Source organism: Pinisolibacter sp., from assembly GCF_036782435.1.
GTDB lineage: Bacteria > Pseudomonadota > Alphaproteobacteria > Rhizobiales > Ancalomicrobiaceae > CALBKH01.
The window spans coordinates 15,546-41,925 of record NZ_DAIPZB010000037.1 but is presented as its reverse complement, the minus strand read 5'-3'; the positions used below and the strand labels follow the sequence as shown (position 1 = coordinate 41,925).

The following is a 26,380-nucleotide window of genomic DNA, read 5'->3' as shown; positions in this document are numbered from 1 at the left end:
ACGGGAAACCGAAAATAATGGCGCAAAAAAGGAGTGTCAGTCCGCCGTGAAAGAGGCGGTCGTGCCGAACTCAGCTTATTGCTGAACCCCTTTCAGGAGCAAGTGTCAGTCCGCCGTGAAAGAGGCGGTCGTGCCGAACAGGGTCCATAGAACCCTTTGAGAGTGCGATCGAAAATCGCACCCTTTCTGAACTCGATGGGTTCTCGCCGGAATCCGAGTGCCGGATTCACGTTCGATGAGACTGACCATCGAGAATTGGCATTCTTCATCAGTCAGTTGCCTCATTTCTGAGGTAGACTCGGATACTCCGAGAGCACCTCCTTCGGCAAGCGGTCGCCGTGTCGCGCCAGAAATTCTCGCGGATAGGTGAGGCGCCCTCTCGCCTTGAGCTTTCCCTCGGTCTCGACGAGTTCCCGGTGCCCTCCCGAATCGAAGCCGAAGAGAGCTTGCACCATCGACGTGAACCGAACCGAGACCTGGGGCAGATCGATGCTCAAGTCCTTACCATCGACCAGCCCCAAGAATGCCAGTTCCTTTCGGACCAACGGTAGAACCAGAGCGCCACGGAGCCGGTCCTCTCGCATCTTCCATCGGATTGCCAGCCCCTCGTCCAACAAGATGTCGGAAATCGCCTTGGAAACAACGTTCTTCATCTTCCGATCGTACCCGAAGAGAGATCGGACCGCATTCACGCGATAGGTCAAATTCAAGATCTTGACGCTGCTTCCAAGCATATTGTAGTGGGCAAAGTCATTTCTGATCTTTGCCTTTCCATTCCTCCAAGAGCGCGCATCCGCGCCTCTGCGGGGCGGCGCCGGCGGCTTGTCGCGACGCGCTTCGATGTCACGGGGATTTTCGGCCTCTGCTCCGACGAAGTGGCGCACGAATACGATGCGATCCTCCGGGGAGAGCAGCTTGGTCTCTTCTTCCGTTCCCTTGGCGACGATCCCGAAACGGCTGTCCCAGATCGGAAGGCAGGAATACTTCCGCAACATCCACGTCGAAACATCGCCCGCTCTGGACGGAGGTTTCTCGTCGATGGCGCCGCTCGATGCTCCGTCACCTACCGCGATCGCGATCCACCGACGCTGTTCGGTGCCGTTGTTCCAGGCCTTGACCTCGACACGGAAGCCTTCCGCGCCGAGCTTCTCGTAGAGCATTCCCATCAGCATGTAGAGCCGGTCGCGCTCCCACATCAACGTGAAATCGTTCAGACGCCCGATGATCCGCATCGCCAGTCGATAGAGCCTGGAGAATTCCGTCAATCGCGCCGCATTGATCTCGAAATCATATCTTGCGAGTTCCCCGGCCAGACTTCTATAGCGCTCGACGTCGGGCGCCATAAAAGGTCTCGAGTCTCGACTTTTCGCCATGTCCGCAAGCTTGTTGCGAAGCTTCGTCTTCTCCTCGAGAAGGCCTACCCTGATCGCATTGTCCGGACCTGCCTTCTTCATGAAAGACTCGACCTCCGGCACCGTTACCCGATGTTTCTCGAAGATCGACAAGAGGCTGGGAATGTTCTCAAATCGCAACTGACGCAGTCCACGTCGCGTCCCAGGGACCGAATCGCGATGTGTCTCCTTATCCTCCGAGAACACACGGGCGAACTGACTGGTGTCCTCGTAGTAGACGCTTCGGTCGGTACCAGCGCCTCTTTCCGGTTTGACGTCGATGGCGTGCTCTCGACCTCCGAAGCCTGCCGATTGGACGGATACATAGAGAGCCATGAGCCCGTCGATATCGTACAGTACCGTCATGTCGTCGGGGGAAAGACCGTCTTCCGCCCGTTCTTCGAGGGCCGCCGTCTTCTTGAATTGATGACGCAAGAGGGCGACATCGTCCGGCGGCAACAGATACAGCCATCCATAGAAGGACGCATGCCAGGAGGGATGGTGAGATGAAGTCGTCGCTCCGATCTCGAATGGTACCGCCACGTCCTTCGGTTCAGGAAAATCGGCGAATATCCAATCGAGTCCGCTCTCGTTCAGGTATCGCGCGAAGAGGCAGCCGTAGATCTCCTGGCGCACCAGTTCCACCTGCCCCGATCGCTGCCTCCGTTCGTCGGTCAGCACGTTCTGCTCGTAACGGTTACGAGACGCACGACGCGCCCGGGTCGCCAAGGACGAATCCGTCATGGCTTCGATCGTCAGGCGACGTGCCAAGTCTTCGAGCGAGGAGATCGAGTCGATGTCGATCCGCTCCAGCAGATCGATGCCGGGTTGCGTCGGTCGATTGTGTGCGGAATCATATTCCAACCTCCGCTTCGTATGCAGTTCACCGATACGTCTCAAGAGTTGCCGGATCTGGCTCGAATCGGAGAGATGCTCCGTGAGCCATCTTTCGAATCCGCGCCCGTAGACCAATCTCAAGGCGCCGATCCGTGACACATCGTCTTCGTCGGACCGAGACGACAAACCGGCGAGGTTCAGTCTTGCAAACCTCTGGAGTTCATCAGGAACGAATTCCGAGCGAGATGTCGCGAGACCGACCGCCCTCTCCATCAGGCTCATGAACTTCGGGGTCGCGATCTGCGAGCCGCTCGTGTTCGGACTCGCCTCTCGCACAAGCGCCTTCAGATCGGCGTCGGCGGCGAACCGGTCCAGGCGAAGACTTTTGATCTCCTCTTCGAGCAGGTCGAACACCAAGGACTCGTCGAACTGGAGCAACCGTCCGAATGCTTCGAGCGCTTCGAGCGCGACCTCATTGCCGCCTCGATTCTCGTAGTTCACAGTCGGTGCCTTGAGCGGCTTGATGATGCTGTCCTGGATGAGTTCGACGAAGCGCTTCCTCGTGTTGAAATGGGCGCTCGCGTTGCGCATCTCACTATTGAGACGCACGAACCCCCAAAGGATCTCGGTCGGATTGCTTTCGGTTGCCAGGATCGCTTCGAGTCGAGAAGTCTTCCCCCGACCGACCTGCTTATCTCCAAAGATCAGACGGGCTGCCGGACGGATGTCGGTCTCAGGCGACAGTAGCGGAACACGCTTCTTCGCGTAGTCCGCCTCGGTCACATCCCAATCGGTTCCATCCTTTTTTGGGGGAGCTGACGCCAGCTTGCTCCAGACGCCGATGGTGCGACACGACAATCCGACGGATTCTCGCCAAGCACGCGCGAACGATTCGACGCGCTTGATTTCTGCTTGCCCCTCGCTCGTCAAGAGAAAGTCCAGATTTACATTGAAGGCTCCTTGGGCTTCCTCGTCCGTAGCACTGCTGGACTTGTCCAATGCATGGACGACGGCCTTCCCGAGACGAACCATACGAACAAGATCACGCTTCTCAGATCGAACTTTCAATCGCGCGAGGAGAGACAGTTTGTTTGGCGGTATAACGGAGATTATCTCATTCCTTCGAGCCCCATCCTTGTCGAATATGCGAACAAAACGGACAGACGAAAGCGCGTCGGCGTAAAAGCTCCTTACTTTATTATGTAGTTCCCATATTTGCTTTTGTATTTCCCTGTCAAATTCTTTATAAGAGCCCGCATTGGGATTGCCTCCGAAATGCTCGTATAGAACACGCCCGGCTTCCTTATGGGTCAAGCGCACATCCTTGGATTCGGAAGCATGAGCCAGTCCAAATATTTCTTCGGCAACATCTTTGTAAAAATAGTATTCGGTTGCAAAATCAGAGATCGTACGATTTGATGAGAATCGTGGATCGTGCGTGCTGGTGAAAATGGAAAGCGCTCGCCGAACGATTGCGCCATTAAATTCACCATATTTATTTCTGCATTGGCGAAGATCCCCATTGATTTTCATCTCATCAAAAACAAGATGCGTCATCATATTTAGTGCAATTGCAGCGTAGTCGGGCTTGCCATTTTTGCCCAGAACCCAGAACGCGTCATGCCAGCGCCCATTGAATGACACCCTGGTGGCGTCCTTCAATCCGAATTTCTTGATTATCGCAGCATTTTTGTCTTCGCTCGGCGAGCGATTATCGATTTCGTGCGACGCATAGGGGTGAACCAACCCAACCCATAATTCTTTGAGACTAGAAAATTCAGCGCCATCTCTGATATTCACGGCATCGAGTATGTATTTAATCAACTCTTGCGATAGGAACACTCTATCAACATAGGTCTGCATGTCCATATTTCGTAATAGGCGCGAAGACTTGACCGTCTTATTGAATAATGACGCCGCCTGCCTAACCAGTTCCCGACCTTCGTCAATCGGAATCATCCGAAGGACGCTGATATCCTCGATGGGAACCGCTAATTCATTGGAAAAGGCATCCAAATAGCGATCTGCGAGAAAGCGTCGAAGAAGGAATGTGTTCTTTTCTATCGCATAGCGGGTGGACGATCTGCCAATGGGCTTCAGGATTTGCATTAGGAGGATCCTCCACCTTTTGGGATATGACCTCAAATCGCGTCTATCGATTTTGGCCCGAATTCCGTCGCTGCAGACGATTTGGGAAACTTCATGTCGAGTGACATTCGACGCTCAATTCCACGTGGTGGGCCATTCGACAAAATACGGATCTCGGATGGGCGCACGTCGATCAATTCAATCTCTCACGTTTTGAGCGGCCATCAGGGGCAATCCGTGATTGACGCCGGGCGGTGCGTGGTCCTTGTTTGATTTGGTCTGTGCTCCAGACCCGCGGTTGCTCGAAGTAGCCAAATTCGCGATCCTGAACTTCCGTTGCTGCAGGTGTGAATGCCAAATGCGATAGCCGTTTCGTTGGGGATCGAAGCCCGCCTCCGGAAGCGCGGCGCTTGGTTTTCAGACGACGGGCTGAACTTCGCCAGAGTTGCGAAGCGCGCTGCGGCTTCGCGAGCAGTGGCGGCGAATTTCTCTGCGTTCGAGCGTATCCGGGACGCGGTGGTGCAGGTGGAAGACGTCGTCTTTTCCGATCCCGCTGCGCTGACGCTCCTCGACGACCTGCTCGCCTGCGCTGTTCTCGTCGAGGATGGGACGCTGACTTCGCCCTCACCCGAAACTGACCGCTACCTGCGCGGCGGCTGGCTCGAGGAACTGATCGGGCTCGCCGCAGTCGACGCCGGCGCAGATGAAGTGCGTATCGGCCAGAAGGTCGGCTGGATCGCCAAGGGGTTCGAAGGCGAGAACGAGATCGACACGATCGCCCGCTTCGGTGACCGACTCGTCTTCGTCTCGGCCAAGGCATTACGGTCGCGCCTCGCCGACGGTGACGTCCGGCATCGCGAACGACTGATGGACGCGCTTCAGGAAGCCGACAATCTCGTCGACCACTTCGGCGAGCCGAATTCAGCCGTCGCCCTCGTCGTCACCACCGATCTTTGGGATGAACGCAATCTCAAGCCGCGCTACGAGCAACTACACGGAAAAGCCGCTGCGCTCGGCGTGAAGCTCGTCACGCTGGAGACCGTCCAGTTCGAGAGCCTCGTCGACATCTTGCACAAATTGGGGGAAGGGCGATGACCGATCGCGGCAAGGACTTCGCCGATCTCGCGTATACGATCATCGTCACCGAGCGGCGTTATTCGATGAAACGTGTGGCGAGCGAGATGGGGCTTGGCTACGACTCGCTCCACGCACGGATCGTCAATCGGACGCCATTTTCTGCGGATGAGATCCGCCGGCTGATCCGATCGGCGCCCGATCCGCGCTTCGTTGCTTGGCTGTTGCGGGGCACCCGTTTCGTCGCCGCCGAACGAGTGGAGGGCGAGAACCATTTGGAGACGGGCGACGTCCAGGCCATCCAGGACGCTGCGATGCGGATCGCGATCGAGGTGGCCGACGTTCTGGAAGCCGTGCAGGACGGTCTCGCCGATCGTCGGATCGATCATCGCGATGCACTTGAGATCCGCGACGAGATCGAGATCGCCGAACGGGCGCTGGCGACCCTCGCCGAGCATCTGCGTCGCATTGCCCCGGGCGTCGTCGACGAGACGCTCTGATCGCCGATCGATGGCGAAATCCATCATCGCGTTTCGACGACGGGCGCACCGCATCGTCCCCATCTGAAGCCGGTCGGCGCTCTGCGCCTCGGTATACGGGGGGACGACATGCACATCCTGTTCTTCTTCTTCGTGACGCTGCCTTTGGTTCTGCTCGCCTTCAAAATCTGGTTCGAGCTGCCGATCGAGATGCTGAGCGACGGCAACGTCGCGGGTGCCCTGCTCTGGATCGCGATCTTCTGGGGTGTTCCGCTGCTGATATTCGCCGGAGCGACGCATCGGTGATCGGGAGGCTGGGTGTGCCGGTGCCGGGCGGTATCGGTGCGGCCCGCGCGTCGCCTTGGTCCGGGACAGCACTTTGACCCGTCAAATCTGCAGTCTCGATTTCGACGCCACTCTCCGCCCAGCATCACCACATGCAGTCCACCGAGCCGCGCGCTGCCCGATCGACGGATAATGGGGGGGATCATGCACTTCATCGTTCTTCTGATCTTCGTACCGATGCTGCTCGCCGCCGTCTGGAGCCTCGCCGTCCAACTGCCCTTCGGATTGATCGCCGAAGGAGCGGCCAACGGAAACTCCGGAGCCGTCATGGCCGGCATAATCGTCTTCGTCGTGATCTGGGGTGGAGGTTTCGCCCTCCTCACGCACTGACAACTTGGAGAAATGCTCATGCGGTCACTCGCCACCGTAACGGCGCTCGCGTCGATCTTGGTTTGGATCGGAGCCTCTGTCGCAGAGGAGCCGCGCCCCCCGAACGACATCCAGGGAGAAAAGATCCTCCACTGCTACCGGCCGACCGGCCACTTCGAAAAGGCCGTCGCTATTGCCGAGACTGACGTCCTCGTCAAAGGGCGATTTGGCCGTTCGCGCGAACCCCATGACCGGCGTGCGCTGGTCGAGCGTCACGGTGCAGCGACCATCTCCTACCTGCGGATCTACTGGCGTGGCGGGATCTCCGGCGCCTCCTACGTCTCCGACGTCGCCGTATTGACGCGGACGACAAGCGGACGAGAGGAGTATCGGACCGAATTACTCGCCGATACCGGCGTCGTCCCGGTCGTTCCTCGCGTCTGCAATGCAGCGATGGGATGGGTCGCGCCAAACAAGCGCTGACGCCTTTCATCAGCCGCTCGAGCGGTTCGGAGGTTGAGAAGAATGGCGCGAATGTGGACAAGGAGCCATTCATGCACGAAGTCATCGAACTGAATGCTCGTCGGCGTATCCGGCTTCCCTCGGTCTTCGAGGCGGCCGAACGGCTCATGATCGCGGAGATCTACGAGCCGAGCGATCCTCGCTTTCGCAGAGCCTTTGCTCAAGTGATGGCAGCGTTTCGCCGAGGTGGCGCCGACCGACATGAAGAGGTCGGCTTCATGCTGACACTCGCCTGCGAACTCGCGGTGGAGGACAGCAGGTCGGAGGCGCTCGAACTGATGATGGCCTGTCGGGATTCTGGAATTTGTCCGCCTGCGTTGAGGGAAGCATTCCGGTTCGTCGCCCGAAACGACTGGGAGGCCGCGCGCCAGGAGATTGGTCAAGCAGCCCTACAGGCTGTTCCACTGTCGGTGATACGCGACTTGGGGCTGTAACGGCACGGTCGGATGTCGAAGTTCAGCGAACCCCGGTTGTTTCAACGGAGGGCAATTCCATAGCGAAGCGGTCGATCGAACCAGGGGGAAGCATCTTCCATCCCGATCCGGTCCCCTTGGGCGCGTTTCACTGAACGGCCATCGGTTCGATCAGGTCTCTACGGGCTTCATGAATGTCCGGAGCGCATATATGGTCACCCCGAAACGCTTGGGTTTCCAAATCTCGGTGAAGGCATGAAAGATCCGAATATCGTGTTTTCCGGTCATTGCGGTCCTTTCACGCGTGACGGTGTGTCGGTCGAGGTGAGCATCGCGCGTCTCGAACACGAATCCCAATGGACGCTGGAAGTAATCAACGCCAACCGGACTTCGATCGTCTGGGATGACCCGTTTCCTTCGGACGACGCTGCCTATGCCGAGTTCCTCGCCACGGTCGAGGAGGAGGGAATGAAAGTGTTTCTGGATGACGGAAACGTGGTTCCCTTCAAGCGACCCTGAGGCGCAAGCGCTTCGATTTCCGCACGTTTCTGCATCGCCGTTGAAGTAAAATGCGGGCTTGTTGAATTTCGATACATAGGCTCGCCAGCGCTCATTCCGCCTTGGCATTACCAAGAAATGTCGGCGTCGTCCGCTCTCCGGCGCATATAGTAAAGCGTAATTTTCGGTCGGTCCCAATTTCGCGGAGCGTAAACGGCATAAAATATCGGGTATATCTGAATTTGACTTGCGTCGATCTTGAAGTATATAAATATTACATGACTACGAATCTGGGGGTCAGAGGTTCGAATCCTTTCGGGCGCGCCACCTTTTCTCGACATGTCGACGGTTCGATCCGCGGCTTCGTAGCGATACGAAAGTCGGGTTCGGGATTCGGTCGTCTCCGCGCTTCGCTGCGCCGTCGGATCGGCGAAGGCGGTCGCCTCCGGCGGCGATGGACCGGTTCGGATCCGGCGCGCGGGACCGAGGCGAAATCGTCTTCGACGCGCGGCTCGGGAGCAGGCGTGGCGGCCGCGGACGCGGCGCGGATCGCCTCACTCCCCGGCGAGCGAGAGGTCGACCATCAGCTCGTGGGCGATCGCTTCGATCGAATGCCGCAGGGTTTCGATGGGGAGGTCGTCGGGCAGGGTCAGGTGCGCGCGTGCTTTGAACATCGCTTCGCCCGAGAACGAGCCGCTGACCTGCTCGCTCTCGAAATCGGTGATGCTGACACCGTGCGCCGCGACGACGCGCGACAGGTCGCGCACGATCCCCGGCCGATCGAGGCCGATCAGTTCGAGGCTCAGGGTACGGCCCGCGGGTCGTTCCTGGGTGTCGCTGGTCGCGATGACGAGGCTGAGGCCCTGCGCTTCGAGGGCCCGCAGTGCCCGGATCAGCTCGCTCGCCTTCTCCGGCGCGACGGCGACGAGCAACATGCCGGCGAACTGACCGCCCAGGCTCGCCATGCGGCTGTCGAGCCAGTTGCCACCGGCGGCGGCGATCACTTCGGACACCGCGTTGACGAGGCCGGGCCGGTCGCGACCGATGACGGTGAGAACGAGATGGGTCTGCATGGCCGTGGGTCCTCCGACGCGCTCGTAGGGCCGGTCGACGGTTGCGACCCACCGCGCGCATTGTCCGACGAGGTGACCTTCGCGTCGACCCCTGTCGATGCGACCGACCGACCTCGGTGTGCGGTGGCGATCCTCCGCGAGCGTGGCGCGGAGGGCGAAATCCGTTACTACGGGGGCCAGTACGCGTTGTTTCGGCGTCGGTCGAGCCGACACGACACCACGGTGCGACGGAGGAGCCGAGAAGCCCTCGTGACCGCACCACGGCCGGTCCGGAACCGACCTGCCGCCCGACGAGGAGCCCGATGTTCGATCTCGCCGCCTATGCCGGCCTCTTCCTCACCGCCCTCGTCGCCGCCACCATCCTGCCGGCGCAATCGGAGGCGGCGCTGGTCGGTCTCCTCCTCGCCGGCGGCCAGCCCGCCTGGGCCCTCGTCGCCGTGGCCGGCCTCGGCAACGTCCTCGGGTCGGTGGTCAATTGGCTCCTCGGCCGCGGCATCGAGCATTGGCGCGACCGATCTTGGTTTCCGGCGAAGGGCGCCGATCTCGATCGCGCCGCCGCCTGGTACCACCGTTGGGGGCGTTGGTCGCTGCTCCTCTCCTGGGTGCCGATCATCGGCGATCCCCTGACCGTCGTCGCCGGCATCCTGCGCGAGCCGCTGCCGGTCTTCCTCGTCCTCGTGACCGTCGCCAAGGTCGGCCGTTACCTCGTCCTCGCCGCGGTGACGCTCGGATCGATCTGAGGTTCGAGCGAGGTGCGGTCGATCCGCTCCGGTTCGGACGATTTCCAGCGCTTTTCCTCGGGTGACGGCAATCGTAATCGTCGCCCCGATTGACCCGTGCGGCGCCTCTGATCGATCATTCCGTCACGGACTGGAAAAGGACCGATCCATGCGTCGTCTGCTGCGCCCCGCCCTGCTCACCGCCACCGTTCTCGCCGGTCTGCCGACGGCCCATGCGGCGGACCGCGTGGCCCTGGTGATCGGCAATTCGGCCTATTGGACCCAGAACGTCCTACCCAATCCGGTGAACGACGCCGCCGACGTCGGCGACATGTTCCGCAAGCTCGGTTTCGAGGTGGTCGAGGGACGCGACCTCGACGGCGCCGGCCTCAAAGCCAAGCTCAAGGAGTTCCGCGACAAGCTCGACGGCGGCTCGCTCGCGCTCTTCTACTATTCCGGCCACGGCATCCAGGTCGACGGCCACAATTACATCATCCCGATCGATGCCAGGATCGAGAAGGCCGACGACGTCAAGCTCGAGACCGTCGACATGGATCTGGTGCTGCAGCTGATGCGTGCCGAGAACCGGGTGTCGGTGGTGGTGCTCGACGCCTGCCGCGACAACCCCTTCGCCCGCTCGCTGCGTCGCGCCACCAAGGGGGCGACCCGCGCCGCCGAGAGCGCCTACGGCGGCCTCGCCGAGATCAAGAGCTCGGTCGGCTCGGTCATCGTCTACGCCACCGACCCCGGCAACGTCGCGCTCGACGGCGAGGGCCGCAATTCGCCCTTCACCGAGGCCTTCCTCAAGAACGCGCCGCGCCCCGGCATCGAGATCTCCAGGCTGATCAAGCGGGTGCGCTACGAGGTGGTCCAGGCGACCGGCTCCAAGCAGGTGCCCTGGGACAGCTCGACCCTGATCAACGACGTCTATCTCGCCGGCGGCGAGCCGGCCGAGGCGAAGCTGGCGTCCTACACGCCCGAGGGAGCGAGCCGTCCGGCCGAGATCCGCGGTGTCCCGGCGAGCGGCGGCGAAGCGCCGAAGGCGACCGACGCGCCGGCCCCGAAGCCCGCCGCTGTCGAGGCGAGTGCGATCGAGCAGTGCGATCGGCTGGCCAGCGACCCGCAGGACCCGTTGCGCAACCGCAAGGTCGCAGGCGTCCGCACCGTCGACGTCGCCCGCGCCGTGCCGGCCTGCGAGAAGGCGGTGGCCGAGGCGCCGAAGGAACTGCGGCTCGCCGACCAGTTGGGACGCGCCTATCTCAAGTCCGAGCGCTTCGAGGATGCGCTGCGCGTCTACAAGGATGCCGCCGGACGTGGCTCGCCCTACGCCACCAACGAGATCGGCTATCTCTACTATCGCGGCTTCGGCGGGGTGAAGAAGGACTACGCCCAGGCGCGCCCGTGGTTCGAGAAGGCGGCGCAGCTCGGCGTTCCCGTCGCCATGACCAATCTGTCCTTCATGTACGCCCACGGTATCGGCGTCGAGAAGAGCCCGGAGCGCGCCCTCGTCTGGCTGCGCAAAGCGGAAGCCCTCGGCGACACCGGCGCGATGGTGCAGCTCGCCTGGTACTACGCCGACGGCTTCGGCGTCGACCAGGATCCGGCACGGGCCAAGGAGCTGATGCAACGTGCCGCCGACCAGGAGGAACCCGAGGCGATGGCCGGGCTCGGCCTCTTCGCCCAGAAGGGCGTCGGCGCTTCGCAGGATTACGACGGGGCCCGCAAGTGGTTCGAGAAGGCGGCCGCCTACGATTCCTCTTCGGGCATGTACAACCTCGGCTTCTACTATCTGCAGGGCACTGGCGGGGCGCCGCGCGACTACACCATCGCCCGCGACTGGTTCTCCCGCTCGATCCGCCACGAAGGCATCGACGCGCTGATCGGCCTCGCCCACATGCGGCTCAACGGCCTCGGCGGCCCGGCCGACCCGAAAGGCGCCCGCGAACTTCTGGAGCGCGCCGCCGCCCACGACAACTCCCACGCCATGGTCTATCTCGCCCGGGCGCTGCGCGACGGCGAGTTCGGCGAGATCGACGAGAAGGCGGCGCGCGAATGGTTGGTCAAAGCCGTCGTCCTCGACGACGCCGACGCGCGGCCGCTCCTCGCCGAGATGGACCGGCCGGAGACCCCGGCCCAGGCCTGCGACCGCCTCGCCGCCATGGAGAGCGACCCGCTGCGCCCGCCCGAGGTCAAGGGCATCCTCTCCCCCGGCCAGGTCGTCCACGCCCGCGCCATCCCCGCCTGCGAGGCGGCGGTGAAGGCGTCGCCGACGACGGTGCGCTTCCTCGACCAGCTCGGCGCCGCCTATGTCGCCGCCGACCGCTGGGCCGACGCCCGCACCCGCTTCGAGGCGGCGGCGCAGAAGAAGTCGTCCTTCGCCGCCATGTGGATGGGCAACATCCATCACCGCGGTCTCGGGGTCGCGAAGAGCCCGGCCGAGGCGCGCAAGTGGTGGGAGAAGGCGAGTGCGCTCGGATCGCGCGACGCCATGTTCAATCTCGCCGTGATGTATCTCGACGGCGACGGCGGGCCGAAGGATTACGCCAAGGCGCGTCAGTTCTTCGAGAAGGCCGCCGCCGCCGGCGACCCGACGGCGATGCGCGAGGTCGGCGAACTCTGGTACTTCGGCCGCGGCGTCGCCGAGGACAACACCCGCGCCCGCGAGTGGTACGAGAAGGCCGCGGCCGCCGGCGACACCCGCTCGAAGCGCCGTCTCGGCGAGATCATGCTCAAGGGCTGGGGCGTCAAGGCCGACGCACAGGCGTCGCGGCTGTGGTTCCAACGTGCCGCTTCGGAAGGCGATACCGAGGCGATGCGCCTCCTCGCCGATCTCTACCTCAACGGGCTGGGCGGTGACCGCGAACCGAAGAAGGCGCGTGGTCTGCTCGAACAGGCTGCCGACGACGGCAACCTCAAAGCGATGACCGGCCTCGCCCAACTGCTGCTCGCCGGCGTCGTCGGCGATGCGGACGAGGCCGGCGCCCGTGCCTGGTACGAGAAGGCTGCCGCGGCCGGCGACAAGAGCGCCGCCGGCTGGCTCGCCGCCCATGCTCCGGTCGCCACCCCCGACCTGTCCAAGGGCGACCTCTGCGACGCTTCGGCGGGCGCCGCCGCCGATCCCTTGCGGTCCGTCGAACACCCCGGGGTGGAGACGGTCGACCCGAAGGTCGCCATCCCCGCCTGCGAAGCCGCCCATGCCGCCGCGCCCGACAACCTGCGCTGGGCCGATCAGCTCGCCCGCGCCTATCTCTCCGGCGGCCGCGATCTCGACGCGGTGCGCACCTTCCGCGCCGCCGCGGAGGTCGGTTCCTCCTATGCGGCGCTGTGGATGGGCAACCTCCACCACCGCGGTCAGGCCGGTCTGGCGAAAGACGGCGCCGAAGCCGTCGCGTGGTGGGAGAAGGCGGCGGCTCTCGGCTCGCCCAACGCCATGCACAACCTCGGCATGATCCATCTCGACAAGGTCAGGAGCGGCGCGAGCACCACTCTCGAGGCGGACGCCGCCACCGCGCTCTCCTGGTTCCAGAAGGGCGCGGCCATCGGCGAGCCGGACTCGATGGTCTACATCGCCCTGATCCACCGCGAGGGCCTCGGCGTGAAGGCCGATCGTGGTGCCTATGTCGAATGGCTGCGCAAGGCGGCCGAATTCGGCAGCGCCGACGCCATGCGCCTCCTCGCCGTCGACCTGCACAAGGGCGAGAGCGGCAGGAAGGACGACGCCCTCGCCCGCAAGCTGCTCGAGCGCGCGGTCGACACCGGTGACATCGGCGCCCAGGCCAACCTCGCGCTGTTCCTCCTGGAAGGCTGGGGCGGGCCGAAGGACCTCGCCCGCGCCCGCGCGCTCCTCGAAAAGGCGGTGGCCGGGCAGAACCTCGACGCCGTCACCCTGCTCGCCAAGGCCCACGAGAAGGGCAACTTCGGCAAACCGGACAAGACCGAGGCGCGCCGGCTCTATCGTCTCGCCGCCGACCTCGGCGACAAGGATGCCGCCGAGGCGCTGAAGCGGCTGAAGTGACCGACGCGCTTTCCCGCCTCCGCTCCGCCCGCATCCCCCCGGGCGCTCGACCGGCGACCGGCAGCCATGAACGGACCGAGCCCGAGCGCCCCGTCACTTCGGATCGATGCGCACCCCTTCGCCGTCGGCGAGGCCGGCGAGCAGATGACGGCCGGCGATGTCGACGCGGAAGATGCCGTATTTCGCCTTGGCATAGGCGGCGGCGTGTCCCTCCTGGAACAGGAAGGAGTGCGGCTCGATCTCGAACCGCTCGCCGAAACGGCCGCGGCGCACCTGGAACGCGTGCTCGTCCGCGCCCGGTGCGCCCTCCGAGAGGAGGCGCCGGTAGCGGCCGACCCGCTTGGGATCGAGCGCCAGCACGATCGTCGCCGTCGTCGTCTCCTCCGGTAGGGCGATCGTCTCGCGCTCCATCGCCCAGGCGAGACGCATGTAGTCGCCCTGCATCAGCGAGCGCGGATCGACCGGAGCGAGCTCCAGCAGCACCTCGTCGCCGGAGGCGAGCAACGCCTCCGCCCGCCACACCGCCGAGCCGAGCACGGCGGCCACGGCGACGCCGGCGAGGAGAAAGAGCGTCCGTCTCATGGCGAGTTCTCCCGATCCCAACCGCGCAGCCGCATGAAACCACGAGCCGCCAACAGCAAGGCGCCGCTGCCCACCAGCGTCGCCGATTTCACCAGGAAGGTCATGTCCTTGCCGTAGTACCAGAGCACCAGGAAGGCCGGCAGCGCCAGGATGCCGACCACCCGCATCGGCGTGTCGTGGAGAGCGTGGCCGACGGTGAGCAGGATCAGCGCGAACAGGATGCCGGGCGCACCGGCGAAGCCGAGCGCCACCACGCCGATCGTCGCCATCGTCAGCGGCTCGCGCGCCAGCCGATCGAAGCCGCCCGCCGCCCAGGCGATCGTCCCGACCAGCGACAGAACCAGCATCACCTCGACCGGTCGCATGTCGAGCGGCGCGCGGCTCGCCCAGAAGCCGAAGCTGTGGCCGCTGGCGACGATGCAGACGACCGTCCCCATCGCGCCGAGCGCCGCCAGACCGATCGGTCGCAACACCTGCGGCACCCGATGCGACAAGAGGAGCGCGCCGGCGACCGCCGTGGCGACGGCGTGGAAGACCGCCAGCCCGACGCTCGCGCCGGCGCCGAAATTGCCGCGCCCGAGCAGTTCCATCAGCGCCGTGGCGGCGACCGCATAGGGCGACAGCACCCGGTCGAGCGACGAGCCCGACACCGGATAGGTGGCGACCGTGACGATCGCCAGGGCGATCGTCGGGATCCACGGCGTACGCTCGCCGAAGATCTGGATCGCCCCCGCCACCACCAGGACCTTGCCGACCGCCAGGGCGGCGAAAGCGGATTGCGCGAAGAAGTCTCGACCGAGGCCGGGGGGCGCCTTGCCGAGCGCCATCGACATGGCGATGCCCGAGACGAGGAAGGCGGTTCCCCAGGCGACGAGACCGGTCCCGCTCTTCAACGAGATCAGGTCGGCCAGGAAGAGGAAGCCGAGGAAGAACACCGTCGCCAGCGCCGTGCCGACGGCGGCGAGGATCTTCAGGTAGATCGGCGGATCGGGATCGAGGGCGGCGGCGTGGAGGGCGCTCGCCAGCCCCGGCGTCTCTTCCGCCGTGACGAGACCGGCGCGGCGCCAGGAGGCGAGCAGGGTGACGGCATCGATCGAAGGGCGTCCGGTCATCACGAGACCTCCATCCGGCGAGCGACGCCGCGCAACCACGTCACCGCGCCGGCGAAGATCGCCAGCGTCGTCAGTCCCATCAGGAAGAAGATGCCGAGATCGGCCCGGCCGTTGCCGGTGAGGAGCTGGAAGATCATGAAATCGACGACCACCGCCGCGGCGATGGTCGTCGCCGACAGCACCGCCACGTCGGGCCGTGCCCGCCGGTAGACGACGAACAGCGCGGCGAAGACCGCGGTGGAAGTCGCCGCCAGCGCCCACGTCACCGCGGTGAAGTCGCGGGGGCGATCGAGGAGCGTGAGCGCCGCCGTGGTCGCCGCGCCGATCAGCGGCAGGACCAGGATGAATCGCGTCCACCGCGCCGCCGGCCAGACGACGCCGCGCCCGGCGAGCCACTCGCGCACCGCCAGGAGCCCGCCGTCGAGCCCGATCAGCATCAGGTAGAGCCCGGCATGATGGGTGTCGTCGAAGGGACGGACCTGATCCCACCAAAGCCTGACGGCGATGTTGGCGACCGCGATCCAGATCGCCCACGCCGCCGCCGAATTCGCCAGCAGCACCCAGGCGAGCGTCGCTGCCGCCCATCCGGCGAAGAGCTGCCAGGCGTCGGCGCCGGTCTGATGGATCTGCCCCTCGACCGCCAGGAAGACGCCGACCAGCACCACCGCGGCGCTCACCGCGACGTCGGAGACGATGCGGCCGAAGCCGACGACCATGACGGTCGCCACCGCCGCCGCGATCATCGCCGCGATGGCGCCGAGCTTCACCATCGGCGGGATGTGGTTCCAGTTGAAGGCGAAGAAGTAGACGGTACCGGCGAGCATCAGCGACGCGCCGACGACGGTGAGGAGGCGGGCCATCCACACCCCCCAGCGCCCCGGCGGCTCGATCAGGCCGAGCCCGTGGTCGCGCGCCGCGGCCGAGATCAGACCGCGCCCGGCGAGGCGATCGAGGACGCGTCGATCCACCCGGATCACCGGCGGTGCCGTCGCCTCGGTTACATCTGCGTTCATGCCGCTCACCTCGTCTTGCAGCCGCCCCGCCCGGCGCTAGCATCGCCTCGCCATCGAACGAGGTCTTCCATGCGCCGCGCCGTCTCTCTCGCCGCTCTCGTCGTCGTCCTCGCCACCGGCGCCGCCGGTGCCGCGCCGCTCGACTGCCCGCTCGTCCGCGCCGTCTACGCACCGATCGATGCCGACGACGACTGGAGCGCCGACGACGGCGTCACCAACGCCTGGGAGATCACCCACGTGCCCCGCACCGACACCCCGTCGGATCGGCCCTGGGTGATCCGCCTCGCCGAGAACCGGCAGAAGCTTTTCGCCGAATTCGCCGTCGCCCATCCGCCGGGCTTCGGCGGCGCGCACGTCTTCATGGTGAAGCCGCCGACCGGAAAACGCGTCCCTGTGACCGATGCCCCGTCCGCCGCGCTCTACTACTTCGCCGACGACCTGAAACGCCTCGACCCGGCGGCGGAGGGCGACCCGAAGGCACCGCCCTACCTGCAACTGCCGGGTCTCTCCGGGGCGTTCTGGCGAGGCAAGCGCGACGGGCGCCGCTTCGTACCCCCGGACGGCATCTGGAAACTCGCCGCCTGCCGCCCGTGATCTTCCGCCGGAACACGTGAACGCCGGAGCTCGACGCCCCGGCGTCGGTTTCGCGATCAGTTGGTCTCGAGCCGATAGTGCGCCAGCGACGAGCCGTTGTTGTGCACCTTGACGGTGAACGATCCGGTCCACGCCGGGGTGAAGCGGCAATAGGCCGGATCGGTGTCGCGGCAGATCAGGTGGCCGCCTTCGTCGAACACTTCGAGCATGATGTCGTTGGTGTCGGTGCCGACCGCCGCGACCTCCGCCGTCTGCTTGGCGCGGAAGCTCATGGTGCGCGAGTGGATGGTGCGGCCGGTGATCTGGCCGAGGCTGATGATGCCGCCGCCGACGCGGCCCTTGGTCGCCGAGGCCTTCACGTCGTCGGCCAGCGCGACGATGGTCTTGTCGTTTTTCGCGAGCGCCTTGGCCTCGTCGAGCAGACCGCCGACCACGTCGGTGGCCGCCGGCGCCGGGCCGGCGTCGGCGCCGTCCGGCTTGCGCTCGACCACCTTGATGCCGACCGACGAACGGATCTGCGCGGCGACGATCAGCGCCAGCGGATCCTTGGCGCTGCGGCCGTAGGCGGCGACCTGTTCGGAGAGATGCAACTGTTCGACCGGCAGCGGCTCGGCCGACTTCGTCGCCTCGCGGGAGACGTTCTCCTTGGCCTTGTCGGCCGGCGCGGCGGTCTGGGCCTGAGCGGCGCCGATCGTCGAGACGGCGGCGGCGAGAACGAGAGGAACGAGAATGCGGAGGGTCATCGTGGTCTCCTTGGAGCCGATCGCGAACGCGCATCGGGTGTGTGGCTCGCGGCGTCGTGCCGCCGAGACGGGGGAAGGCGCAGGCTCGCCGGTCAGTTGGTGAACATGCGATAGGGAACGGGGGTGGTGGAGCGGTTCTCCACCTTCACGTCGAACAGCGCCGTGCGGGACGGCGTCCAGCCGCAATAGGCGACCGCCGACGGATTGGGGTCGCGGCAGACCAGATTGCCGGCCTCGTCGTAGACCGAGACGTGGACGCTGCCGGAGCCCGAGAGCTCGACATAGGTCTCGGCGTAGCGCGATCCCTCGAACTTCAGCTTGCGATACCAGTCGGTGCCGGCGGCGCGCACCGTCGCCCGGCTCATGCCGGCCCCGAGAACGAGGCCCTTGGTGGCGGAGGCGCGGACGTCGTCGGCGAACGCCTTGATCGTCTCGTCCTTGCCGGCGAGCGCCACGGCTTCGCCGAGCAGGCCGTCGACCGTCGTCTCGCTCGCCGCCGGCGCGGTGCTCGCGGTCTCGCCGCTCTGCTCGGGCGTGCGCTCGACGGCACGGGCGCCGAGGCGCTGGCGGATCTCCGCCGCCACGATCAGCGCCAGCGGGTTCTTGTCGGCCCGTCCCCAGGCGGCGAGCCGGGCGGAGAGGGCGAGTTGCCCGAGCGGCGCGGCGTCCCCGGTCTCTCCGGCGGACGCCGGGACGATCGAGACGCATCCCAGAATTACAGCCGACACGAATCCGATCGCGCCCGCTCGTCCGAGCGTCGGGAAAGCCATGGAGTCCCCTCCTCCGAAGCACCGCGAGACGATGGTTCGAACCGCATCACCATCGTCCGCGGAAACAATCTCGCAGATGGTGCCTTCCCCGACAATCCCGCGGAAGATGACGATTTCCGTCATGAAACGGGCCGCGGCGAAGATGACGGAGAACGTAACGCGAAATTTCAAACGAAGCGGCGCAAGGGGATACGAGGTTTCCTTTTCTTGAGGTGGTGTTTCGTGACCGTGCCCACGCCTTTTCGCATCTCGCCCGCGCGCAGGTTCGATCCGACGGTGCTTGTTCTCGGTGCCGTCGCCCTCGTCGCGGTGCTCTTCGGCGTCCGCCCGGCACCCGCCGCCGGGGCGCCGATCGACTTCGCCGCCGCGGCCGAGCGGGTCGATCCGTCCTGCGTCGGCATCCTCGGTCGGGGCGCCGGCCGGACGGGCGATCGCGGTGCCGGCTTCGTGCTGCGGCCCGGCGGTATCGTCGTCACCGCCGCCCATGTCGTCGCCGGCCTGGGCGAGATCGGCGTCCGTCTTGCCGACGGCAACGAGGTCGCCGCCCGGGTGGTCGGCGTCGACGAGCTGTCCGACGTCGCCGTGCTGCGGGTCCCGGTCGATCCGCCGCCGGTCGCCGTCGCTCCGTCCGCAACCCTGCGTCGTGGCGATGCCGTCGCGGCGATCGGCGATCCCCTCGGCTTCGCCGCGACCCTGACCGTCGGCCACGTGTCGAGCCCGGCCCGTCCCTTCGACGAGACCTCGCCCTACGACCTCGTCCAGCACGATGCGGCGCTCAATCCGGGATCCTCCGGTGGCCCGCTGATCGACGCCGAGGGCCGCGTCGTCGCCATGAACGTCGCCATCGCCGACGGCGCCCGCCGGAACGTCGGCATCGGCCTGGCGTTGCCGATCGAGGTGGTCGCGCGCATCTCCGAGCGTCTGCTCGCCGACGGCGACCTCGCCCGGCCGCATCTCGGCTTGCGCCTTCGTGCCGCCGCGACGCTGCGCTCGGCGATCCCGTCGTTGGCGGCGGGCATCGTCGTCGAGGCGGTCGAGCCGGCCTCGCCCGCTGCCGCCGCCGGCCTCGAACCGGGCGATCTCCTGATCGCCGCGAACGGCCGCCCGCTCGAGCGACCGCGCGATCTCGCCCGCGCCCTCGAGACCCTGCGACCCGGCGACCTTCTGCGTCTGACCGCGGGTGCGGCCGAGGGCGACCGCACCGTCACCGTCCGCCTCGCTGCGGCGATACGACCACGGCCGCCCACCGCGGCGCCCGAGCCGGTCGCTCTCGGCGTCGATCTCGAGCCCGGCGCTTCCCGCCGCATCGCCGCCGTCGCCCCCGACACGCCGGCCGGATCCGCCGGTCTCGCCGCCGGCGACGAACTGCTCGCCGTCGCCGGCCGCCGGATCGAAGGCGAGGGCGGCGCGTCGCTCCTCAGGGCGGCGGAGGCGGCGCCCGTGCCGGGTGGCGTCGCCCTCCTGGTGCGGCGCGGCGACACCACCCGCCTCGTCGTGCTCGGACCGCGCGGACGTCTCGACGCCGACGCGCCTTTCGGCTCCAATGCCGAAGCCCTTTCGAGTCACCTTTTCTGATCGGCCGATGGAGCCTCCGATGGCCTTGCGCGCCCTCATCATCGAAGACGACGCGGTCATGGCCGGCCACGTCGCCGACCTCCTCGCCGGCCGCGACTTCACCACGGAGACGACGGCCGACGGCGCCGACGGATTGCGTCGCGCCGCGGCAAGCCCCTTCGACCTGATCGTCACCGACCGCATGCTGCCGGGCCTCGAAGGGCTCGACGTCATCGATCGGCTCCGCGCCCTCGGCGTGACCACACCGATCATGGTCGTCTCCGCCCTCGGGCTCTCCGGCGACCGGGTGCACGGCCTCGAGCGCGGCGCCGACGACTACCTCGCCAAGCCCTTCTCCGACGACGAATTCCTCGCCCGCGTCCACGCCCTGCTGCGCCGCGCCCGTATCGAGCCGCACCCGGAGGTGCTGCTCGTCGGCGACATCGAGATCCGGGTGAAGGCGCGCACCGTGCATCGCGCCGGCCGTCACGTCGCCCTGTCGCCCAAGGAGTTCGAACTGCTGCGCTGCCTCGCCGAGCATGCCGGCCGTTACGTGCCGCGCTCGCTGTTGCTCGAACGGGTGTGGAAGCTGCGCTTCGATCCCCAGACCAACGTCGTCGACGTTCACGTCTCCCGCCTGCGCGGCAAGATCGACGACGGCTTCGACGGCACGGTGATCCGTTCGGCCCGCGGCGAGGGCTACATGCTGGCGGCGGACGCGCCGTGACCGCGCCCGTTCCGCCGCTCGTCGGCCGCTTCTCGCGCTCCTCGACGCTGCGCCTCGTCGGCGTCATCGCTGCCGTCTTCCTCGCCGCCGCCCTCGTCCTCGCCGCGGCCGTGTGGGCGACGGTGTCGACGGCGATGGAGCGCCGCATCCTCGACACCATCCGCACCGACGCCACCGGCCTCGAGGACGTCTGGCGCGAAGGCGGCACCGCGGCGCTCGCCCGAGCGGTCGACCGGCGCCGTGGCGAGACCGGCGCCGAGGGCCATCGTCGCGTCCATCTGGTGGTGAGCCCCGAGGGTGAGAAGATCGCCGGCGACTTCGACGCCTGGCCGAACGATCTCGCCCCCGACGGCGAGGTGGTGCGGTTCCGCGATCCGGTCTCCGGCGTCGCCTGGTCCGGGGTGATCCGTCGCATCGCCGGCGGGCCGGATCTGCTCGTCGCCCACGACCGGGCCGAGCGCGAGGCGGTGATGGCACGGCTCGCCGGCGATCTGGCCATCCCCATCTTCCTCGCCCTGCTCGTCGCCGCGACCGTCACGGTCGTGGTCGGCCGCCGCCTGCTCGAACGGGTCGAACGGGTCAACGCCACCGCCCGCGCCGTCGAGGCCGGCGATCTCACCGCGCGTGTCGCCGGGTCGGGCCACGACGAGTTCGGCCGCCTCGCCGCCCACGTCAACGCCATGCTCGACCGCATCGCTGCTCTGGTCGCCGGCGTCCATCACCTCTCCGATCAGATCGCCCACGAGACCCGCACACCGCTCGCCCGCCTGCGCTCGCGCCTCGAGCGCGCCCGCCGCGAGGCCGAAGCCGACCCCGGATCGAGAGGTGCGGTACCGGCGCTCGACGACGCCATCGCCGAATCGGCCGAACTCATCGCCGTCTTCGCCGCCCTCCTCGACATCGCCCGCACCGAGGCGGCGGCGGGCGATGCCCGCGGCCTCGCCCATGTCGATCTCGCCGAGGTGGTCGGCGACGTCGTCGATCTCTACGAAGGGGTGGCGGAGGACCGGGCGGTGCGCCTCGCCGTCGCCGTCGCGCCGGCGGTGGTGCTCGGCGAGCGGCTGCTGCTCACCCGCATGATCGCCAATCTCGTCGACAACGCCGTCAAGTTCTCGCCCGAGGGCGGTACCATCGACATCGCCCTGACGCGAAGCGGCGGCGACATCCGCCTCACCGTCCGTGATCGCGGACCCGGACTGCCGGAAGGCTTCGAGGCCGCCGCCTTCGAACGCTTCACCCGCGCCGAGGCGACCGCCTCGGTGCCCGGCCACGGCCTCGGCCTGCCGCTGGTGCGCGCCGTCGCCCTGCGCCACGGCATGAAGATCGACCTTCGCCCGGCCGATCCCGGCCTCGAAGTGGTGATCCGGGCGCGTCCGGCGGAGATCTGATCTTCCGTCGGTTCGCTCCGGGGCGCCCGCCTCACTTCGCCCCTTCGGGGGCGACCACCCGCCAGCCGAAATCGACGATGCCGGCCGCGCCGAGGGTGGTCGGGGCGGTGGCGGTCCGGGTACCCGGTCCACCGAAGGCGGCGCGTTCGAGCAGGCCGCGGAATGTCCCGGGCGCCGCGCCGCCGCGCGTCGAACTCGTCGCCGGGACGGCCTGCGCCAGATAGCGGAAGTCCGCCGGCAGCGCGGTGCGGCCCTCGACCTCGACGGCGACGAACAGCAGTCGCTCGCGGCCGATCGGCAGCGGCGCTTTCGACCGCCGGCTCCAGGTGACGATGCGCAGCGGCACCAGCCGGCCGGCGACGCCGGGCTCGAGCCGGAGCCCCTCGGGCGGCCCCATGTAGGCGATGCCGCCGGCGCCGTCGACGTAGAGCGGCGTCACGTCGATCGGCTTGGCGCCGCCGTTGGTCAGGCGGAAATAGAGGGCGTCGCAATGGCCGAGGTCGGGGAGTGCGTCGCCGATCGGCTTCGCCGTCTCCGGCAGCCGGTCGAGTTTCAGCTCGGCGCAGGGCCGATCGTCCGGCGCCGCCGCGCCGGCCGGAGCGAGCCCCACGTCGCGCACCACGAACGGCTCGACGGTGAGCGACCCGCCGAGCGGCCCGGCGCCGACCATCCCGGCGATGCGAACGAGATTGCGCGCCTTGGCGAAACCGGCGAGCGCCCGTTTCACCGCGCCGACCGTCTCGGCCGAGGCGGCGCCTTCGAGCGGCAGTGACGGCGAGCGGTCGCGCCCCGCGGTGACGAGATCGGCGCCCTCGCTCACCAGCCACAGCCGTCCCTCTTCGACGTGGAGGCGCAGGTCGGCCGGCTCGTTCGCTTCGACCAGACGAACGACCGTTTCCGGCTCCGCCGCCAGCGTGTCGAGCGCCGCGGCGATCGCCGCCGTCGCCGTGTCGGCGCGCTTCGGCGGCCGGGCGACGGAGAGTTGGAAGTCGGCGTTGCGCTCGACCAGCGTGGCGAGCAGGCTCTCGCGCGCCAGCGCCGGATCGAAGCGCATGCCGCCGCGCTCGATCGGTTCGAGCCAGGCGCGGGCCGGTCCCGCCTCGGCGACGCGGGCGAAGGCGCGCGGCGTTTCGGGTGCGTCGGCGGTGGCGAGCGCCACCACCGCGCCGACGCCGAGGTCGTCGACGATGCCGGCGCCGACCTTCAGCGACTTGCCGTCCGCCTCCACCGGCCAACGCAGCACGCCCGAACCGGCGCCACCGGGGACGTCGGCGGAGAGATCGCCCTCGAACATCGGCGTCGGCGCCTGACCGAACTGGTCGTAGCCGGCCATCACCCGATGGGCGACGTCGCGGAACGTCGACACCCGGCCGCTGCGCAGCGCCTGGGCGAGGTAGAAGGTCAGCACGCCCTGCGGCCGCCGCTCGCCGGCGCCGTAGCCGCGCGGCAGCGCCTTCTGCAGCGCCACCTGATCCGGCCAGGCGGCGAAGAAGCCGACGTAACCGCCGGGCGCAGCCTTCGCCGCACCACTCGCCGGAGCCGCCGCTGCCGCGGCCGGAGCGGGCGTCGCCGGTTTGGCCGGACCGCCGACGACGGCGCCGAAACCCCAGCCGGCCGGACGCGTCCGCACCGCGCCGCGCGTCGCCGCGGCGGTCTTCGCCACCGCGTTCGCGTGGGCCTCGGCGAGGGCCTTCTCCGGGATGTGCAACACCGAGGGCGGCACCTGTTTGGCGACCGCGTCGGCGCCGGCGCGGGTCATCGTGCCGGAGTGACAGGCGTCGACCACCACCCAGACCCGCGCGCCCTTGGCGCGGATCGCTGTCACCGCCCGTCCGAGCTCCCAGTCGACCAGGGCGTTCTTCACCGCCCCGACCGAATCCTCCCACGGCCCGATGTCGATCGGCAGGAAGATCTCCTCGAGCCCGTCGGCCTTGGCGACCTCGTGGCGCGAGGCGTCGACCATCGGCTGTTGCGATCCGTGGCCGGAGAGATAGACCAGGACGAAGTCGCCGGGACCGGCTTCGGCCGCGAGCCGGTCGAGCGCGCCGAGGATGGCGCCGCGTGTCGGCAGGCCGTCGGCAGGTCGCCCGGCGGTGGTGCTTTCGAGCCCGTCGGCGAGCACGATCGTGTTCTTCGCCGGCACGCCGAGGCGGGCGAGCGTGTCGATCATCAGCGCCACGTCGTTCTTCGGCCCGGCGAGTTGCAGATCGCCGACCGTCTCCTTCGGATAGTCTGAGACGCCGACCAGCAGTGCCCGGCTCTGCGGCGCGGCGGCGGCGACGCCGGTCGTCGCCAGGAGACCGGCCGCGGCGCCGGTCGTGATCAGGAGAACCGCACCGAGGCCGGCGAGCGGCCGCAGCACGTCACGAACGAGGGCGGAGAGGGTCGGGGTCATGTCGCGCGGATCCATGGCGGAGAGGGCGGAGGCCGGATTTCGGCCGCAGCCTGCCAGAGAGCCGACTTGCGGTAAACGTGGCGAAGGGCGGATGACGGCGATCGTAATCGTTTCCGGCGCGAGATGGACGTGCGACCGCCGTGCTGCCCTCTCGACAAGCCTCGGGGATTTCCGACACAGTCGGTGTCGGCCGCCGAACCCTCGCCGAACGGGACCCCGATGCCGACGATCTCGCTCCTCCTCCGGTCCCCGCTCCGACGGGCGCTCGCCCACCTCGCGCCGGCGCTCGCCCTCCTCGTCGCCGGCTGCGCCAGCCTCGACGACGCACCGATCAACCGGGCGACCGACGGCGCCGGCCAGCCGCCGACGATGGCGGCGCTCTTCCCCGACGACGGCGACGGCGAGACCCTCGTCGGCCTCACCTTCTCCGGCGGCGGCACCCGCGCCGCGGCCTTCTCCTTCGGCGTGCTCCAGGCCTTCGCCGAGACCGACCTCGCCGGCCCCGGCGGTCGCTCGGCGAAGCTGATCGATCGCGTCGATTTCGTCTCCGGCGTCTCCGGCGGCTCGGTGACCGCCGCCTATTTCGGCCTGAAGGGCCGCGATGCGCTCGCCGATTTCCGCGAGAAGTTCCTGCTGCGCAACGCCGAGGAGGATCTCAACGACAACCCGCTCAATCCCGGCACCCTGATGCGGGTCTACGCCGGCGGCGCCAACGACCGCTCCAACCTGCCGCGCTGGCTCGACCGCAACCTCTTCCACGGCGCCACCTTCGCCCGCCTGTTGGAGAAGAAGCGGCCGACGGTGTGGCTCAACGCTTCCGACATCGCCAACCACTCGCCCTTCGTCTTCGAGCCCGACACCTTCCGCTCCTTCTGTTCGGATCTCGCGACCCTGCCGATCTCCGAAGCCGTCGCGGCCTCCGCCGCGGTGCCGGTGATCTTCGCGCCGGTGTCGCTCGAGACCTTCCCCGAGCGTTGTGCCTGGGAGATGCCGCGCTGGGCCCGCTACGCCTCCGAACACGCCGCCGCGCCGGCGCTCCTCAAGGCCAACGCCCGGGCGCTCGCCGCCTATCGCGATCCGGCGAAGATGAAGTACATCCGCCTGCTCGACGGCGGCCTCACCGACAATTTCGGCCTCTCCGGCCTCACCATCGCCCGCGCCGCGGCCGACGCGCCGCATGCGCCGCTGTCGCCGCGTCAGGCGGCGCGGCTGAAGCGGGCGATGTTCCTGGTGGTCAATTCGGGGCGCGCCTCCGAGACCGACTGGGCCCGCACCCGTCAGGGGCCGACGGTGACGCCGCTCCTGATGGCGGTGATCGACACCGGCATCGACGCATCGGTGCGCCAGGGCTTCGACGCCTTCCAGCTGACCATCGCCCGCTGGCAGCAGGACCTCGTCGAATGGCGCTGCAAGCTCACCCCGGCCGAGGTGACGCGCTACGTCGGCACCACCAAGGGCTGGAACTGCCGCGACGTGAAGATGCTCTCCGGCGAGGTCGCCTTCGACCAGCTGCCGGATCGCCGCGACAAGCTGCAGAAGATCGCCACCCGCTTCGTCCTGCCGCCCGAGGAGGTCGATCTGCTGATCGGCGCCGGCCGCGACGCCACCCTCGCCAACCCGGTCTTCAACGGATTCCTCAGGGCGACGCGTCCGCCCGGCGCCGCGGCCGCCCGTCGCACCCTCACCCCCGAGCGCGGCCCGGCGAGGATGTTGACGCCGACGAATTGAAGCCCGGCCGC

At 67.2% G+C, this 26,380-nt stretch carries 22 protein-coding genes and 1 CRISPR repeat array (1 of these 23 running past the window's edge); of the genes, 14 read left to right on the top strand and 8 right to left on the bottom strand.

Annotated features, from left to right (window positions below):
* Nucleotides 1–139: a CRISPR direct-repeat array (repeat unit 37 nt; unit sequence GTGTCAGTCCGCCGTGAAAGAGGCGGTCGTGCCGAAC); it reaches 379 nt to the left of the window's first position.
* A 142-nt stretch (nt 140–281) separates the two neighbouring features.
* Nucleotides 282–4,337, bottom strand: a complete 4,056-nt coding sequence (gene cas13a / locus V7Q42_RS15710) for a type VI-A CRISPR-associated RNA-guided ribonuclease Cas13a (protein ID WP_333825043.1) — start codon at nt 4,335–4,337, stop codon at nt 282–284.
* 354 nt (nt 4,338–4,691) lie between these two features.
* On the opposite strand from cas13a, the gene V7Q42_RS15705 reads away from it, so the two are divergent.
* From V7Q42_RS15705 to V7Q42_RS15675, 7 genes are all read left to right on the top strand, one after another.
* Entirely contained in the window at nt 4,692–5,411 is a 720-nt protein-coding gene (locus tag V7Q42_RS15705; RefSeq protein WP_333825042.1) for a hypothetical protein, read from the top strand.
* Nucleotides 5,408–5,890, top strand: a complete 483-nt coding sequence (locus V7Q42_RS15700; protein ID WP_333825041.1) for a phage regulatory CII family protein — start codon at nt 5,408–5,410, stop codon at nt 5,888–5,890. The genes V7Q42_RS15705 and V7Q42_RS15700 overlap by 4 nt, the downstream gene beginning before the upstream one ends.
* 108 nt (nt 5,891–5,998) lie before the next feature.
* Complete coding sequence (locus V7Q42_RS15695; protein ID WP_333825040.1) at nt 5,999–6,175, top strand: hypothetical protein; 177 nt, start codon at nt 5,999–6,001, stop codon at nt 6,173–6,175.
* A gap of 183 nt (nt 6,176–6,358) precedes the next feature.
* Nucleotides 6,359–6,544: a hypothetical protein gene (locus V7Q42_RS15690; protein WP_333825039.1), complete on the top strand. Its 186-nt coding sequence runs from the start codon at nt 6,359–6,361 to the stop codon at nt 6,542–6,544.
* Nucleotides 6,545–6,562: 18 nt separating this feature from the next.
* Nucleotides 6,563–7,006, top strand: coding sequence for a hypothetical protein (locus V7Q42_RS15685; RefSeq protein WP_333825038.1), 444 nt, complete (start codon nt 6,563–6,565; stop codon nt 7,004–7,006).
* Nucleotides 6,982–7,479, top strand: a complete 498-nt coding sequence (locus V7Q42_RS15680; RefSeq protein ID WP_333825037.1) for a hypothetical protein — start codon at nt 6,982–6,984, stop codon at nt 7,477–7,479. Before V7Q42_RS15685 ends, V7Q42_RS15680 begins: the two co-directional genes overlap by 25 nt.
* Nucleotides 7,480–7,713: 234 nt before the next feature.
* Complete coding sequence (locus tag V7Q42_RS15675) at nt 7,714–7,977, top strand: hypothetical protein (RefSeq protein WP_333825036.1); 264 nt, start codon at nt 7,714–7,716, stop codon at nt 7,975–7,977.
* A 533-nt stretch (nt 7,978–8,510) separates the two neighbouring features.
* Here the strand turns inward: V7Q42_RS15675 and V7Q42_RS15670 are convergent.
* A complete protein-coding gene (locus V7Q42_RS15670; protein WP_333825035.1) occupies nt 8,511–9,029 on the bottom strand; it encodes a glycine cleavage system protein R in 519 nt (172 codons plus the stop codon).
* Between the two features lie 302 nt (nt 9,030–9,331).
* Here V7Q42_RS15670 and V7Q42_RS15665 point away from each other — a divergent pair, with 302 nt between their 5' ends.
* Both V7Q42_RS15665 and V7Q42_RS15660 read left to right on the top strand, forming a co-directional pair.
* A complete protein-coding gene (locus V7Q42_RS15665) occupies nt 9,332–9,769 on the top strand; it encodes a YqaA family protein (protein WP_333825034.1) in 438 nt (145 codons plus the stop codon).
* A gap of 148 nt (nt 9,770–9,917) precedes the next feature.
* Complete coding sequence (locus V7Q42_RS15660) at nt 9,918–13,763, top strand: caspase family protein (protein ID WP_333825033.1); 3,846 nt, start codon at nt 9,918–9,920, stop codon at nt 13,761–13,763.
* Nucleotides 13,764–13,856: 93 nt separating this feature from the next.
* Here the strand turns inward: V7Q42_RS15660 and V7Q42_RS15655 are convergent, their stop codons facing one another.
* From V7Q42_RS15655 to V7Q42_RS15645, 3 genes are read right to left on the bottom strand one after another with little or no spacing between them, the layout of a single operon-like run.
* Complete coding sequence (locus V7Q42_RS15655; protein WP_333825032.1) at nt 13,857–14,345, bottom strand: GDYXXLXY domain-containing protein; 489 nt, start codon at nt 14,343–14,345, stop codon at nt 13,857–13,859.
* The gene (locus V7Q42_RS15650) at nt 14,342–15,457 is read right to left on the bottom strand and encodes a DUF4401 domain-containing protein (RefSeq protein ID WP_333825031.1); all 1,116 of its coding nucleotides are present in this window, start codon (nt 15,455–15,457) and stop codon (nt 14,342–14,344) included. The genes V7Q42_RS15655 and V7Q42_RS15650 overlap by 4 nt, the downstream gene beginning before the upstream one ends.
* Nucleotides 15,457–16,470 (bottom strand): DUF2157 domain-containing protein, encoded by a 1,014-nt coding sequence (locus V7Q42_RS15645; RefSeq protein WP_333825030.1) that lies wholly within the window; start codon nt 16,468–16,470, stop codon nt 15,457–15,459. The genes V7Q42_RS15650 and V7Q42_RS15645 overlap by 1 nt, the downstream gene beginning before the upstream one ends.
* 69 nt (nt 16,471–16,539) lie before the next feature.
* Here V7Q42_RS15645 and V7Q42_RS15640 point away from each other — a divergent pair, with 69 nt between their 5' ends.
* Nucleotides 16,540–17,064, top strand: coding sequence for a hypothetical protein (locus V7Q42_RS15640; RefSeq protein WP_333825029.1), 525 nt, complete (start codon nt 16,540–16,542; stop codon nt 17,062–17,064).
* Between the two features lie 56 nt (nt 17,065–17,120).
* Here the strand turns inward: V7Q42_RS15640 and V7Q42_RS15635 are convergent, their stop codons facing one another.
* A complete protein-coding gene (locus V7Q42_RS15635) occupies nt 17,121–17,807 on the bottom strand; it encodes a hypothetical protein (protein ID WP_333825028.1) in 687 nt (228 codons plus the stop codon).
* A gap of 92 nt (nt 17,808–17,899) precedes the next feature.
* Nucleotides 17,900–18,577, bottom strand: a complete 678-nt coding sequence (locus tag V7Q42_RS15630; protein WP_333825027.1) for a hypothetical protein — start codon at nt 18,575–18,577, stop codon at nt 17,900–17,902.
* Between the two features lie 276 nt (nt 18,578–18,853).
* Here V7Q42_RS15630 and V7Q42_RS15625 point away from each other — a divergent pair, with 276 nt between their 5' ends.
* Genes V7Q42_RS15625 through V7Q42_RS15615 form a run of 3 tightly spaced genes read left to right on the top strand, consistent with a single transcriptional unit; the run spans nt 18,854 to nt 22,246 of the window.
* Complete coding sequence (locus V7Q42_RS15625) at nt 18,854–20,152, top strand: S1C family serine protease (RefSeq protein ID WP_333825026.1); 1,299 nt, start codon at nt 18,854–18,856, stop codon at nt 20,150–20,152.
* 19 nt (nt 20,153–20,171) lie between these two features.
* On the top strand, nt 20,172–20,858 hold the full coding sequence (locus tag V7Q42_RS15620; protein ID WP_333825025.1) for a response regulator transcription factor: 687 nt from the start codon (nt 20,172–20,174) through the stop codon (nt 20,856–20,858).
* Complete coding sequence (locus tag V7Q42_RS15615) at nt 20,855–22,246, top strand: sensor histidine kinase (RefSeq protein WP_333825024.1); 1,392 nt, start codon at nt 20,855–20,857, stop codon at nt 22,244–22,246. Before V7Q42_RS15620 ends, V7Q42_RS15615 begins: the two co-directional genes overlap by 4 nt.
* A 31-nt stretch (nt 22,247–22,277) precedes the next feature.
* Here the strand turns inward: V7Q42_RS15615 and V7Q42_RS15610 are convergent, their stop codons facing one another.
* The gene (locus V7Q42_RS15610) at nt 22,278–24,641 is read right to left on the bottom strand and encodes a caspase family protein (RefSeq protein ID WP_333825023.1); all 2,364 of its coding nucleotides are present in this window, start codon (nt 24,639–24,641) and stop codon (nt 22,278–22,280) included.
* Nucleotides 24,642–24,860: 219 nt separating this feature from the next.
* Between V7Q42_RS15610 and V7Q42_RS15605 the strand changes: the two genes are divergently transcribed.
* Nucleotides 24,861–26,369 (top strand): patatin-like phospholipase family protein, encoded by a 1,509-nt coding sequence (locus V7Q42_RS15605; RefSeq protein ID WP_333825022.1) that lies wholly within the window; start codon nt 24,861–24,863, stop codon nt 26,367–26,369.
* Nucleotides 26,370–26,380 lie beyond the last annotated feature (11 nt).

Bases quoted from the DNA above. Each gene is read 5' to 3' on its own strand.
- V7Q42_RS15680 (WP_333825037.1), top strand. From the start codon at position 6,982: ATGGGTCGCGCCAAACAAGCGCTGACGCCTTTCATCAGCCGCTCGAGC.
- V7Q42_RS15640 (WP_333825029.1), top strand. From the start codon at position 16,540: ATGCGCCGCGCCGTCTCTCTCGCCGCTCTCGTCGTCGTCCTCGCCACC.
- V7Q42_RS15685 (WP_333825038.1), top strand. From the start codon at position 6,563: ATGCGGTCACTCGCCACCGTAACGGCGCTCGCGTCGATCTTGGTTTGG.
- V7Q42_RS15630 (WP_333825027.1), bottom strand. From the start codon at position 18,577: ATGGCTTTCCCGACGCTCGGACGAGCGGGCGCGATCGGATTCGTGTCG.
- V7Q42_RS15650 (WP_333825031.1), bottom strand. From the start codon at position 15,457: ATGACCGGACGCCCTTCGATCGATGCCGTCACCCTGCTCGCCTCCTGG.
- V7Q42_RS15690 (WP_333825039.1), top strand. From the start codon at position 6,359: ATGCACTTCATCGTTCTTCTGATCTTCGTACCGATGCTGCTCGCCGCC.
- V7Q42_RS15665 (WP_333825034.1), top strand. From the start codon at position 9,332: ATGTTCGATCTCGCCGCCTATGCCGGCCTCTTCCTCACCGCCCTCGTC.
- V7Q42_RS15695 (WP_333825040.1), top strand. From the start codon at position 5,999: ATGCACATCCTGTTCTTCTTCTTCGTGACGCTGCCTTTGGTTCTGCTC.
- V7Q42_RS15635 (WP_333825028.1), bottom strand. From the start codon at position 17,807: ATGACCCTCCGCATTCTCGTTCCTCTCGTTCTCGCCGCCGCCGTCTCG.
- V7Q42_RS15670 (WP_333825035.1), bottom strand. From the start codon at position 9,029: ATGCAGACCCATCTCGTTCTCACCGTCATCGGTCGCGACCGGCCCGGC.
- V7Q42_RS15675 (WP_333825036.1), top strand. From the start codon at position 7,714: ATGAAAGATCCGAATATCGTGTTTTCCGGTCATTGCGGTCCTTTCACG.
- V7Q42_RS15700 (WP_333825041.1), top strand. From the start codon at position 5,408: ATGACCGATCGCGGCAAGGACTTCGCCGATCTCGCGTATACGATCATC.
- V7Q42_RS15605 (WP_333825022.1), top strand. From the start codon at position 24,861: ATGCCGACGATCTCGCTCCTCCTCCGGTCCCCGCTCCGACGGGCGCTC.
- V7Q42_RS15620 (WP_333825025.1), top strand. From the start codon at position 20,172: ATGGCCTTGCGCGCCCTCATCATCGAAGACGACGCGGTCATGGCCGGC.
- V7Q42_RS15660 (WP_333825033.1), top strand. From the start codon at position 9,918: ATGCGTCGTCTGCTGCGCCCCGCCCTGCTCACCGCCACCGTTCTCGCC.
- cas13a (WP_333825043.1), bottom strand. From the start codon at position 4,337: ATGCAAATCCTGAAGCCCATTGGCAGATCGTCCACCCGCTATGCGATA.
- V7Q42_RS15655 (WP_333825032.1), bottom strand. From the start codon at position 14,345: ATGAGACGGACGCTCTTTCTCCTCGCCGGCGTCGCCGTGGCCGCCGTG.
- V7Q42_RS15645 (WP_333825030.1), bottom strand. From the start codon at position 16,470: ATGAACGCAGATGTAACCGAGGCGACGGCACCGCCGGTGATCCGGGTG.
- V7Q42_RS15610 (WP_333825023.1), bottom strand. From the start codon at position 24,641: ATGACCCCGACCCTCTCCGCCCTCGTTCGTGACGTGCTGCGGCCGCTC.